Origin of the sequence: Brevibacillus massiliensis (assembly GCF_000311785.1) — a bacterium.
Taxonomy (GTDB): domain Bacteria; phylum Bacillota; class Bacilli; order Brevibacillales; family Brevibacillaceae; genus Brevibacillus_C; species Brevibacillus_C massiliensis.
Genome location: NZ_HE978536.1, coordinates 472,481 through 484,551, shown reverse-complemented (window position 1 = coordinate 484,551; position 12,071 = coordinate 472,481). Strand labels below are relative to the sequence as shown.

Annotated in this window: 11 protein-coding genes and 2 pseudogenes; all 13 read left to right on the top strand. The window is 55.1% G+C overall.

From position 1 onward, the window contains the following. The coding region (locus tag HGBM_RS26780; RefSeq protein ID WP_035286605.1) for a S8 family serine peptidase at positions 1-3,274 on the top strand (3,274 nt) is incomplete at its 5' end. Positions 3,275-3,292: 18 nt separating this feature from the next. Next, positions 3,293-3,715: a hypothetical protein gene (locus tag HGBM_RS26775; protein ID WP_019120229.1), complete on the top strand. Its 423-nt coding sequence runs from the start codon at positions 3,293-3,295 to the stop codon at positions 3,713-3,715. Between the two features lie 117 nt (positions 3,716-3,832). After that, positions 3,833-4,054, top strand: a complete 222-nt coding sequence (locus HGBM_RS06220; RefSeq protein WP_019120228.1) for a helix-turn-helix domain-containing protein — start codon at positions 3,833-3,835, stop codon at positions 4,052-4,054. 524 nt (positions 4,055-4,578) lie between these two features. Next, positions 4,579-4,734, top strand: a complete 156-nt coding sequence (locus HGBM_RS31570) for a hypothetical protein (protein WP_245552888.1) — start codon at positions 4,579-4,581, stop codon at positions 4,732-4,734. Then, positions 4,731-5,357 carry an amino acid permease gene (locus HGBM_RS32055; protein WP_051029608.1) on the top strand — a complete coding sequence of 209 codons (627 nt, stop codon included), beginning with the start codon at positions 4,731-4,733 and terminating at the stop codon, positions 5,355-5,357. The genes HGBM_RS31570 and HGBM_RS32055 overlap by 4 nt, the downstream gene beginning before the upstream one ends. After that, positions 5,354-5,575 (top strand): annotated as a pseudogene (locus tag HGBM_RS32050) (S-methylmethionine permease); the annotation flags it as partial. The gene HGBM_RS32055 and the pseudogene HGBM_RS32050, both read left to right, overlap by 4 nt. A 163-nt stretch (positions 5,576-5,738) precedes the next feature. After that, positions 5,739-6,461 (top strand): NAD-dependent deacylase, encoded by a 723-nt coding sequence (locus HGBM_RS06205; protein WP_019120226.1) that lies wholly within the window; start codon positions 5,739-5,741, stop codon positions 6,459-6,461. A 354-nt stretch (positions 6,462-6,815) separates the two neighbouring features. Next, complete coding sequence (locus HGBM_RS06200) at positions 6,816-8,828, top strand: molybdopterin-containing oxidoreductase family protein (RefSeq protein WP_019120225.1); 2,013 nt, start codon at positions 6,816-6,818, stop codon at positions 8,826-8,828. 64 nt (positions 8,829-8,892) lie between these two features. Continuing rightward, positions 8,893-9,069 (top strand): hypothetical protein, encoded by a 177-nt coding sequence (locus HGBM_RS31055; protein ID WP_019120224.1) that lies wholly within the window; start codon positions 8,893-8,895, stop codon positions 9,067-9,069. A gap of 352 nt (positions 9,070-9,421) precedes the next feature. Further along, entirely contained in the window at positions 9,422-9,856 is a 435-nt protein-coding gene (locus tag HGBM_RS26765; RefSeq protein WP_019120223.1) for a biotin transporter BioY, read from the top strand. A 3-nt stretch (positions 9,857-9,859) separates the two neighbouring features. Further along, complete coding sequence (bioD, locus tag HGBM_RS26760; protein ID WP_019120222.1) at positions 9,860-10,603, top strand: dethiobiotin synthase; 744 nt, start codon at positions 9,860-9,862, stop codon at positions 10,601-10,603. Between the two features lie 2 nt (positions 10,604-10,605). Continuing rightward, positions 10,606-11,607 (top strand): biotin synthase BioB, encoded by a 1,002-nt coding sequence (bioB, locus tag HGBM_RS06180; RefSeq protein WP_019120221.1) that lies wholly within the window; start codon positions 10,606-10,608, stop codon positions 11,605-11,607. 77 nt (positions 11,608-11,684) lie between these two features. Continuing rightward, positions 11,685-11,801: pseudogene (locus HGBM_RS31565) on the top strand (DnaB-like helicase C-terminal domain-containing protein); the annotation flags it as partial. Between the last annotated feature and the right edge of the window lie 270 nt (positions 11,802-12,071).

Below are 12,071 nucleotides of genomic sequence, written 5' to 3'. Positions count from 1 at the left end.
AGAGTCGCAGCACGGCATGCACGTGGCCGGAATCATTGCGGCCAACGGGAAAGTAAAAGGAGTCGCCCCGGAGGCGCAGCTGCTGAGTCAAAAGGTGTTCAGCAACTACCACGGGGAGGTAAGCGGGTTAAACGAATCCATACTGTTTGCGATCAATGACTCGATCGCAAAGAAGGCGGATGTGATCAATCTCAGTCTGGGCTCGTCGGCCGGTTATGTGGATGAGATGAGTGTCGAGCAGTTTGCGATCAAGCGGGCAGTGGATAACGGGATCATCGTCGTGGCCGCCGCGGGCAATGACAGCCATTATGGCAGCGACAAGGTGAAAGCTCAAAACCCTGATGTCGCGATGATCGGCTCGCCCGGCTTGGCGCCGGACGCCTTGTCGGTCGCCTCGGCCAATGCAACCACCCTGGCCGGCATCAGTTTTGCCATTCAAGGCGTACCAGGCCTGGAGCGGGTCGTCTATCTCGTCGGCCGTCCTACGGCAGGAACACCGCTCAATCCCCCCCAGACGCTGGCCAAGTCAAGTGAGCTGGTCTACCTCGGCAAAGGGAAGAAACAGGACTACAACAAGGACGTCAAAGGAAAGGTAATCCTGCTGGAGCGAGGCGAGATCACATTTGACGAAAAGCTTCGCCATGCCCGGGAAGCGGGCGCAGCCGGCGTGGTTTTGTACAACAACCAGGCGGGTCCCTTGATCATGAGCGCGGAAGAGACAAAAAACATCCCTGCCGTTACCATTTTGCAGAAGACCGGGGAGCAGATAGCCGCCCAACTGAAAAAGGGCAAAAAAGTACAGATCGTCTTTGACGGAGAATACGGTCAAAACGGGCTGCCATACCCCAATGGCGGGACGGTATCGGCGTTTACTTCCTGGGGGCCTACCCCTGATCTGCAGTTCAAGCCGGAAATCACCGCACCGGGCGGCGGGATCTTGTCCACGGTATACGAAGCAGACTACGCGGTAAAGAGCGGCACGTCGATGGCTACACCCCATGTGGCCGGGGGAATGGCATTGATCAAGGAGGCCTATCAAAAAATGGGCCGCAACCTGCAGGGGCGCGGCTTGGTCGAGACGCTGAAGGCAGTCGCCATGAACACCGCCCAGCCCATTCTCGATCCGCGAGACATGCCCGCATTCTCATCGGCCGCGAAAAAAGGCTCCTACCCGTATTCGCCCCGCATCCAAGGCGCAGGGCTGATGCAGGTCGCCAAAGCGATCAAGACTCCTGTCATCGTGACAGATGCGAAGGGAAAGGCGGGAATTTCCCTGGGGGAGATCGGCCAAAAGATCACTTTTTCGCTCGTCCTCCACAATGCCTTTGGCAAAAAGCCAATCACATACCAGCTGAGCGATCCGTACGGTGTATTGACAGATCTTCTCCATGAGGGAAACAATCTCTTGACCGACGTTCCGCTGAAGGGAGCCGGGCTGCAGTTTTCCCGTGACAAGGTGACGGTGGCCCCGGGCGCCAAACAGCAGGTAAAGGTAACGCTGACCATCCCCCCAGATGCGAAGCGAAACATTTTTACCGAAGGGTTTATCGCGCTGACACCGCTGGATGCAGATGTTCCCGTCCTGCACGTTCCCTACTTTGGCTTTTACGGAGACTGGGACGAACCGCGGGTGATGGACCCGCCGATGTGGCAGCCGGAAGCCCAGGAAAAGCGGACGGGGATCAAGACCACTTGGTACCACGACAAATTTAATGACAAGTGGAAGTACAGGGATTATCTGGGGGTTGCCGGCGTCGATGAGAATGGCGCCGTAAAAGTGGATCCTGACAAGATCGCTTTTTCCCCCAATGGGGACGGCCACTACGACCATGCCTCCCCGTCCATTGCGTTTTTGCGCAACGCCAAGCAATTGGCGATCGATGTCGTCGACAGCCAGGGAAAGCTGGTCCGGACGCTTGTAAAGGACGAGAAGGTATCCAAATTTGACCAGTCCAAAAAAGGAACACCTTATTACTACAAGGAAAAAGAAGAGTGGAGCTGGGATGGCATGGTGTACTCCGCACAGAAGGGAGAATACGTCCCTGCTCCAGACGGCGCTTATCAGTTTGTCATTCGCGCCAAGATCGACGGCCGCGATGCCAATTGGCAGACGATTACACTTCCCGTTCGCGTCGACCGGCAGCCCCCCGTGATCACGGCGAAGCTCGAGGGCAATCGGGTAAGCTGGAACAGCCGCGACAAGGATGTCCAAGGATACCTGCTCTACGTGGGCGGCAAAAAACAGGGCGGTCCGTACTCCGCTTCCATCAGCAGCACGATCGTCAGTCAGCTCAACAAGAAAATCACGCTGGTCGCATACGATTACGCCGGCAACATTACGATTCAGCCAGTCAACGGACAGAGTGACACGGTTCCGCCGTTGGTCGAGTTCCCGCAAAATTTGTTTCAACAGGTACAGGTGATCTCCCAGCGGCATTATCCCGTCAGCGGCCGGATCAGCGGCGAAGATATGATGGATCGCGTCAAGCTTACGATCAACGATCAGCCCGTAAAAGTAGACGTAGACGGCTCGTTTAAAACCGTCCTGCAGTTGGCGGAGGGCTTAAACTTCGTAACGTACAGCGCGACCGATGTCTACGGCAACAATCGGCAGTTTACCCAGCGGGTCATCGTCGACTCCACTCCTCCGATCGTCGCCCTGGCCAATGACGGTTCGGAGCAGCCTGTCTACGACGCCGCCGCCAAAAGGATGCTGCTGCCGCTTCGGATCAGCTATCGGGACATGAACTACAAGGGGCGGGTCAGCCTGAACGGAATGATCATTCGCAGTTGGGAGGAAGAGCAGTTGGAGAAGCCTACCTACAGGTACTTCGAGCAGCTGCAGCCGCTTACCACGGGGGAGAACAAACTGCTGATCGAAGGGCGGGACGAAGCGGGGAACAAGACAGCGCTGCAGCTGAACGTGTACGCTGATCCATCGGCGGGTTCGCTCGTTCTGCTCAACGGCGAGCGCAAGATCACCTACAAGGCCGAGCCGGCACCGGTGCCGTCGATCGGGTTCACCAAGCCGGAATATCAGGTGGCCGTTGGCGACACGATCATGGTGCAAGGCAAAGTGGTCGGGCAATCACCGACACGCCTGCAGTTCTTTCTGGGCGATCAACGGCTGACGGGTGATATCAATGACCGGGGCGAATTCCGCCTGTTCGTCCAACTCACCAAAGACGGACGGGAAAATCTGACCGTGGTCGGCGTTGACGGGCTTGGCCGGGAGATCAAGGCCCAGGCCATGGTAACGGCGAAGAAGCGGTAAATCGGCAAGGATGTCGAAATGTTTTACCACGGTATCAAGCGGAAATACGTCTTCCGCCACTTTCCGATCCTCTCGCCCCGGCGCAGCGTCTCCATCAAGAATTGGATGCAGCTTCAGGACGGCCAGCACCTGATTGAACAATTTGGGCTTGAGCCGATCCATTTACTGGAAGACGGTGCTGACTATCCCCGTGATCGCTGCATCACCGAATGCCTTGCTTTTGGCGATACCGTCTTCGTCTTTCCGACATTGCCCGACCCGCTGTGGCAGCTCAGCCAGAGGGAAATCGGCATCCCGATCCTCGACCTGCGGCTGGCCAGCGGGATTTACACGATTGGCGAATGCGAGCCGCTACAGGCGCTTTTTGGGGGAATTCCCGTAACGGCAATCAGGACGCCTGAAGGGGAGGAACCATTCGCCCATTCTGCGAATAGACTGTAAGGCAAAAGCCTAAAATCCCTTATGCTCCGGCACCATCACCCACCCCCTGACATAGGATAAGGTGACTGTAATCCCTCAACCTTGTTCCTGTAGAGCCCACAAGGAGGGGTGGCACGATTGAAGGGTAGCGACCAAACCAAGCCGTTGTTAACGAATCGTGAAAGAGAAGTATTTGAACTCTTGGTCCAAGATAAGACAACTAAAGAGATTGCCGGACAACTCTTCATCAGCGAAAAGACAGTGCGCAATCACATCTCGAATGTGATGCAAAAACTAGGCGTGAAAGGACGGTCTCAAGCTGTAGTCGAACTTGTTCGGCTAGGGGAATTGAAGATTTGAACCGCACCGTTTGGACCCTCCCTCTCCAGAATGCGAGAAGGGAGGGTTTTTTTGTCTCCTGCCAAACGGGACTTTGGTCGACTGCAACGCTTTATCTGTCCCACATCCGTCTTGTGTCTGACTCCAAGCGAGATGAAACCCTGACACTGCCGCTTGTTCAGCGTAGCTGTCGCTAATCCATGGGCAGAAATAACATAGAGCACCAAGCACAGTTCCGGCAATGCAGATGACATATCTCCGCAGCATCGTTACCACCCCTTGAAAGCATTATGCCATAGGAACCAAGATAGCCAAAGAGGGGGTAGGAGGAACCGTCATCGGACCGGGAAAAGAAAAAGGCAGCCGCACAGGCTGCCCGCATAAGTCTGATTAATTCTCACCGCCTATTATGGTGAGGAGAATAAACAGCACCAAAATAATCAGGATGCCTTCGCCGCCAAAGAAACCTGTTGACATTCATTTTCCTCCTTTTTGGGTTGCCTCGGTGTAGCATATGCCTAACGGGAGGGAGATGTATAGGCGACTTGACGATAAAAGCGAGTCAAAAGGTAAGCGGATGCCCCTGTCCGCCGTCTTCAGCATGCAAGAAGGCAGGCGGAGCCGGGCCGGTAGGGGCGATCCTGGCTTACTTTGTAGCCGGTTTGCTGATGTACCTGGTGATGGTTTGTCTCGGTGAATGATCGGTGGCCATGCCCGTCTCCGGTTCCTTTCTCCGGTATGGATTTGGAGTGCGCTGTTCGTCATTTTGCTCTTTTCCTTACATGCACTGACCACAAAGGCCTTCGCAGAGACCGAGTACTGGTTTGCAGGAATAAAGGTTATAGCTGTGCTCGTCTTCATTGTCGTCGGCGGAGCGGCCATGTTTGGATTGATCAGCATTGGAGACAAACCGGCACCGCTATTTTCCAACTTTATCGGTGCGGATGGGGTTTTTCCCAAGGGATTTACAGGTGTCTTTATTAGCATGATGACTGTTGTTTACGCTTTTCCAGGTTCAGAAGTCTTTGGTGTCGCAGCAGGCGAGACGGACAACCCGGAAAAAAATATTCCCCGCTCGATTAAAAATATCGTCTTTCGCCTGTTTATCTTCTACGTAGCGGCGATGTTCATTTTGTCCGCGCTCATCCCCTGGCATAAAGCCGGCTTGATGGAAAGTCCGTTTGTCGCTGTTTTCGATCTGGTGGGGATCCCTTATGCCGCAGATATCATGAATTTTGTTATCCTCACAGCTCTCTTGTCAGTGGGGAATTCGGGCCTGTATGTCAGTACTCGCATTCTCTACTCTTGTCGCAAAACAAAATGACTCTTCCTCTCTTTTCGGTATTGACCAAAAGGGGAGTCCCGCTGTATTCACTGCTGATCACACTTGGCTTTGCACGGTTGTCCTTGCTGTCAAGCCTGATCGCGCCCGATACCGTCTTCCTCCTTCTCTATTCCATCTCCGCCATGGGAGGCACCTATGCCTGGTTTGTCAACGCCTGGTCTCAGTTGAAATTTCGCAACCAGTATCTTCGCAATGGCGGCAAGGTGGAGGAATTGAAATTCCACGTCCCCTTCTTTCCCGTCATCCCCATCCTGTGGAAGCAAGCTAGGCCAAAAACTTTCTCCACCGATGCGTCACATCTGTCCAAAGTCTTGTATACTTGCTTTAAGGAAAGAATCGTTTTCGCGGAGGAAGGATCATATGCTTGCTTCATTTCTAAAAGCGTCCCGATCAACAGTCGTGTTCTCAGGTGCCGGCATGTCGACGGAAAGCGGGCTCCAGGACTTTCGTTCTGCCGACCGGGGGATGTGGAACAACCGAAACCCCGTAGAACTCGCGGATATAGACGCGATGAATGAAAATCGGGATGACTTCGTCAGGTTTTACCGCTGGCGGATTGAAGAAATGCTGAAACATGAGCCCAATCAAGGGCACAAGATTTTGGCAAAATGGGAACGGGAAGGTGTAATCAAGGGGATCATCACACAAAACGTAGAAAACTACCATGAACAGGCAGGGACGGAGACAATTGCCAAACTGCACGGGGATTTGGGCACTTTGCGGTGTATGAAATGCGGCACCCGGTATCCATGCACCGCTTACCTGGCCCCGCAGCTGCTGACAAGCTGCCAGACGGAAGGATGTGACGGATTTGTCCGCCCCAATGTCGTCCTTTTCGGCGAAATGCTGTCAGAGCGGCAAATTGAGCTCGCCAACGAACTGCTGAACGAGGTAGAGCTGTTTATCGTGCTTGGCTCATCCCTCTTGGTCAGCCCAGCAAATGAATTTCCCTTGATTGCAAAACGGCGGGGCGCCAAGCTGGTTATCGTCAATCGCGATCCGACGCCTCTTGACATGTACGCCGACTTGGTGATCCATCAATCGATCGGCGAGGTGCTGGCGTCTGCAGACAGGCAGCTATGACAGCGTGAACGCCTGTTTCACCACCGATGAAACAACGATTGAGAATCCGCGGCATTTGCGAAAATCAAGCGCTTGTGGAGATCATGCAAGACCTTTCTCCAGGAAAAGGCAGCGGTCGTTGTAGCAAGAAGCCCCCGCCTCTCCCAGCGGCGGGAGCATTCACTATGGGCCGTTACTGGTTGGACACGTATGTTCCGGAAGATTGTCTGAAAGCAAAAGAAATCGCATTCATCTCACCACCTAAAGAGGTGGGGGTCTTCTGCGAAAATTGGATAAATCCTCCCAAAAATGTTAGTATTATCGTAAGTCTTGACGTTTCCATCGGCAAGTCGACATCCGAAAGGGGATAGTCTCGTGAAGCAGCTAAAAACCGTTTGTCCGCACGATTGTCCGGATACCTGTTCGATTGTTGCAACGGTTGATGACCAAGGCAACGTGACATCGACCAAGGGGGATCCCGAACATCCGTTTACGCGCGGGGCCTTGTGCTCCAAAGTGCTGCGTTATGCAGAGAGAATCCACTCGCCTGAACGATTGCTTTATCCGATGCGCCGGAGCGGCCCAAAAGGCAGCGGCTCGTTCGAGCGGATCAGCTGGGAGCAGGCGCTTGACGAAATAGCAGACCGGCTCAAGCAGGCGATCGCAAAGCACGGGGGAGAAACCGTGTACTGCCTGTCCGGCAGCGGCAATATGGGCCTCATCCAGAAGAATGCCCACGTCCCGTTTTTTCACAAAATCGGTGCGAGCCGCAGCCGCGGCGATCTCTGTTCCCCTGCCGCAGATGAAGGCTGGAACTACACCATCGGCGACATGGTCGGCAGCCGACCGGAGTCGGTAGCCGATACCGATCTGCTGATCGTCTGGGGCATGAACATGGCGTCGAGCAACATGCACATGCTGGCTTTTTTCAAGCAGGCGAAAAAGAACGGCGCCAAGATGATCGTGATCGACCCGTACAAAAACCGCACGGCAAAACAGGCTGACTGGTACATTCCCATCCGCCCCGGCACCGATGCCGCGCTGGCTCTGGGGATGATGAACGTGCTTGTCGGCGAGGGGCTGATCGATCGGCCGTATATCGAGAAATACACACATGGTTTCGATAAACTGCAGCAGATTTTGCCGGACTACGCGCCGGAGCGAGTCTCCTCCGTGACCGGAGTGCCGGCGGAAGACATACGCTGTTTGGCCCGCCTCTACGGGCAGGCCAGCGCACCGTTTATTCGGCTTGGCATCGGACTCTCCCGCAGCCGGCGGGGCGGCATGTCCGTCCGAACGATCGCCTGCCTGCCAGGACTGGTTGGCGCGTTTCACAAGCCGGGGGGCGGAGCGCTGATGTTTACCGGCAAAGCGTTTCCGAGAAATATGGAAGTGTTGACCCGCCCGGATCTCATGCCAAGGGAGACCCGCATCCTCGACCTGGTCCGGTTTGGCCACAACCTGCTGCATGTCGGGGAGCCGCCGATCACCTGTCTGTTTGTGTCAGGGGGCAACCCGGCCATCTCCTGTCCGGACAACAATCTGGTCCGCCAAGGGCTTCTGCGTGACGATCTGTTTACCGTCGTACACGAGCAATTTATGACGGATACAGCCAGGTACGCCGACCTCGTACTGCCCGCGACGACTTCGTTTGAAAACTTTGACGTGTACAAGAGCTACGGGCACACCTATCTGCAAAAGGCGGAGCCGGTGATTGCTCCGCTTGGCGAAGCGCGCAGCAATCGGGACTTTTACAATGCGCTGGCAGAGAAAATGGGTTTTGACGACGAGGTTTTTACCAGGCCGATCGAGGAATTGGCGCTGGATCTGTTTCCGAGCTTGAAGCAGGATGAAGCAAAACGCGCAGCGTTTCTTTCGGGGAAAGCGATTGAACTGACTGACTGGGATGATCTGCTCTCCGGCGGGTTTCCCACTCCGTCCGGCAAGCTGGAATTTTACTCGGAGCGCATGGCAGAAGACGGGTACCCGCCGCTGCCGGCCTACCTGGAGCTGCCGGAAGAGGAGGGCGATCTGCACCTGCTGACGCCGCCCGCCCATTTCACATTGAACACATCCTTTGGAGCCGTGGCGAAGCTGCGGGAACAGGAGGGGAGGCCGACGCTCAAAATCAATCCCGCTTCGGCGAAAGAGCGGGGCATCGAAGCGGATGAGTGGATCGAGGCGTACAACGAGCGCGGCGCTGTCCGCTTCTGGGCGCAGCTCACGGACGATGTGCCGCCGGGCGTCGCGGTCGCGGAGGGTGTCTGGTGGACGAAGCACACGCCGGACAGCCGTTCGGTTAACGTACTGACCAGCGACCGCCTGACCGATATGGGCTGGGGCAGTACGCTTCACGACAACCGGGTGTCGATCCGGAAACTGACGTAAACACACCGTCCTCTCTGTCTGGCATGTCAGCAGAGCCTACTTTTTACCCGAGGAGGGAGCAAGAGTGGAGACGTTTGGACGCGGCTGCCTGTACATCATCATCGGTGTGATCGCCCTGTTCTTCCTGGCGATCTTGTTTGAAGGGACGATCACAATCCCCTGGTTTTTTGCGATTCCTTTGGTGATTCTAGCCTTCTGGGCAGCGAGTCAAAAGAGCAAAAAGAATAAGCGGGACGAGTAACTGCGCTGCGTCTTCTATCACCGGATCCTGGGGCAGGATGCCTTTACAGGGTCTTTTGTATCGCTCAGATAGGAAAAACAGCGAGGAGCGCTATCTTTTAAATGTTAACCGAAATTTAAAATTAGTTGACTGTATTCCGTCTTATATGTTAGCTTATTCACGTATCAAGTTTACCTATTTTCGAAATATGGAGTGAAGAGCTCATGAGCCGGCCTGTCAGCTCGCCTTTTTCTCTGATCCTGGTCGCGCTGTTTGCGGCCCTTACTGCGATCGGGGCGTACATAAAGAGATTCCTCTCACAGTCGACCCGTTTACTCTGCAGATCCTGTTTGTCTTTCTGGCGGGAGTGCTCTTGGGCAGCAAGCGGAGAGCATTGAGCCAGCTCCTCTACCTCGGGGTTGGACTGGCCGGTTTTCCCATCTTCACCTCCGGCGGAGGCATCACCTATGTGCTGAAGCCAACGTTCGGCTATTTGATCGGGTTCGTGCTGGCCAGCTACCTGGTTGGAAAGCTGGTCGAGAAGCAAAGCAACCTGCGCTTTAGGGACGATTTGCTGGCCAACTTCGCCGGTATGATCCCGGTCTACGCTTGCGGCGTGCTTTATCTCTACCTGTCGATGAACACATGGGTCGGGGAATCGGCAAGCTTTTGGTACGTCTTCATGACGGGGGTTGTGCTCAATGTGGCGGGTGACGTGATCCTCTGTTTCGCGGCAGCGATTGTGGCTGTCCGCCTGCAACAGGCGCTGCCTCATTTGCCGCACGTGAGTACGAAAGGGGGCAGGTAACCGGTGGAGCATCTGGGAGCATTCATCACGGGAACGGGGACAGGTGTGGGAAAAACACTGGTGACAGCCTATCTGACCGCCCTGTTTCGCCGCGCAGGGATCGACGCTGTGCCTTACAAGCCGATCCAAAGCGGAGGCATACGCCGGGGAGAGGAGCTGATCGCCGAGGACGTCGCCTTCTACCGCGACGTTGCCGAGCTTCCTTATGAACAGGCCGATTTATGCACGTACTGCCTGGAAGCGGCCGTATCCCCTCACCTGGCAGCACAGCAAGCTCCCCAGACTATCGAACCGCAGCGAATAGCCGAACAGTATCGGCGATTAAAAGCGAAGCATCAACTTGTGCTGGTCGAAGGGGCGGGCGGGCTCGCCGTGCCGCTTGCCGCCAAACTTTCCTTTGTCTATATGACGATGCACTTGATTCAGCTTCTGCGGGTGCCGATTATCCTCTTTACGCAGCCGGGATTGGGAACGATTAATCACACCTTGCTGACGGTATCGTACGCCAGAAGCCATCACCTCCCGATTGCCGGATTGATTGTCAATGGGATGCCGGCAAAACCGTCCAGCATGGAAACAAACAATGTCCAGATGATCGAAAAACTTTCGCAGGCTCCCGTTTTGGGAATTCTGCCGAAGTTTGAACAGCCGCTGGTCCAGAGCGTAAAACAGGCTGTTTTGCATGCTGCCGAACCGATGGCAGACGTCGGTGGGATTTTGCGGCGACTAATAGAAATGGGGGAATAGTCATGACAGATTGGTTGGAACTGGCAGATCGGGTCTTGGCCGGTGGAGAGCTTGCCGACGAGGAAGCGATGGCTATCCTGGAGTGCCCTGATGAGCAATTGCTTGCCCTGCTGCACGGGGCTTTTCAAATCCGCCAGCGCTATTTCGGCAAAAAAGTAAAACTGAACATGATCGTCAACGCCAAAAGCGGACACTGTCCGGAAAACTGCGGGTATTGCTCCCAATCGTCCGTCTCCAGCGCGCCGATCGAGAAGTATCCGCTCATGTCAAAGGAGGAACTGCTCAGGGGAGCGGAGCAGGCTTACCAAATGAAGGCGGGCACATACTGCATCGTCGCCAGCGGCCGAGGCCCATCCAGCCGCGATATCGAGGTCGTGGCGGAAGCGGTGCGGGAGATCAAAGCGAAGTACAACTTGAAGATCTGCGCCTGCCTCGGCATCATCAAACCGGAACAGGCCCTCCGGCTGAAGGAAGCAGGGGTGGAACGCTACAATCACAACCTGAATACATCCGAGGACCATCACGCCAACATCACCACCTCCCATACCTACCAGGATCGGGTGAACACCTTGAACACAATCAAGGAGGCCGGCATTTCCCCTTGTTCCGGCGTGATCATCGGCATGAACGAGACGAAAGCTGATGTGATCAGCGCGGCGCGGGCCCTTAAAGCGCTGGATGCGGATTCCATTCCGGTCAACTTCCTGATCCCGATCGAAGGGACGCCGCTCGCCGGGGTTAACCAGCTGCATCCCCGGTACTGCCTCAAGGTGCTGGCCCTGTTTCGCTACATCAACCCGACGAAAGAGATCCGCATCTCTGGCGGCCGGGAAGTGCATTTGCGCAGCCTGCAGCCCCTGGGCTTGTACGCGGCCAATTCGATTTTCGTCGGCGATTATCTGACGACTGCCGGTCAGGAGAGCACGGCCGATCATCGCATGCTGGAGGACATGGGTTTTGAGATCGAGCTGATCGCGACAGACAGCCAGAGGGTACACGTGTGAAGAACATCGTGCAACAGCCGCAAGCTGAGGGCTGTTGCTTTTTTATGACAAGAATTGCTTGACATCTTGCTTATGGGCGGAGGCCTGATTTGATCACCGTTGCTGCCCGGCCTTCGGTTGGAAAGACAGCATTTGCATTGAATGTAGCGCAAAGAGCAGCGAAGAAGACGATGGACCCAATCGCCATTTTCTCCAACATCACCAAAAACCTTGTGTACAAAATCGAATTGTTTGAGGCAAATCCGGTAACACGATGGCAGGCTCGATAGGCATTTACTACAGAGTATGTAAACGAAAGCGGAGCGGTCCAGATATTAGTTAGGACGCAACGCTCAAGAAGAAAAAGTCCGAATTAAATTCGGACTTTTAGATTAACGGCAGCGGAAACGGCGACGATGACAGCGGCGGCGACGACGGCGACGGAAGCAACATGACATAATACCACCCCCTCAAAGTTTCATAAC

Bases quoted from the DNA above. Each gene is read 5' to 3' on its own strand.
- HGBM_RS06205 (WP_019120226.1), top strand. From the start codon at position 5,739: ATGCTTGCTTCATTTCTAAAAGCGTCCCGATCAACAGTCGTGTTCTCA.
- HGBM_RS32055 (WP_051029608.1), top strand. From the start codon at position 4,731: ATGATCGGTGGCCATGCCCGTCTCCGGTTCCTTTCTCCGGTATGGATT.
- bioB (WP_019120221.1), top strand. From the start codon at position 10,606: ATGACAGATTGGTTGGAACTGGCAGATCGGGTCTTGGCCGGTGGAGAG.
- HGBM_RS26775 (WP_019120229.1), top strand. From the start codon at position 3,293: ATGTTTTACCACGGTATCAAGCGGAAATACGTCTTCCGCCACTTTCCG.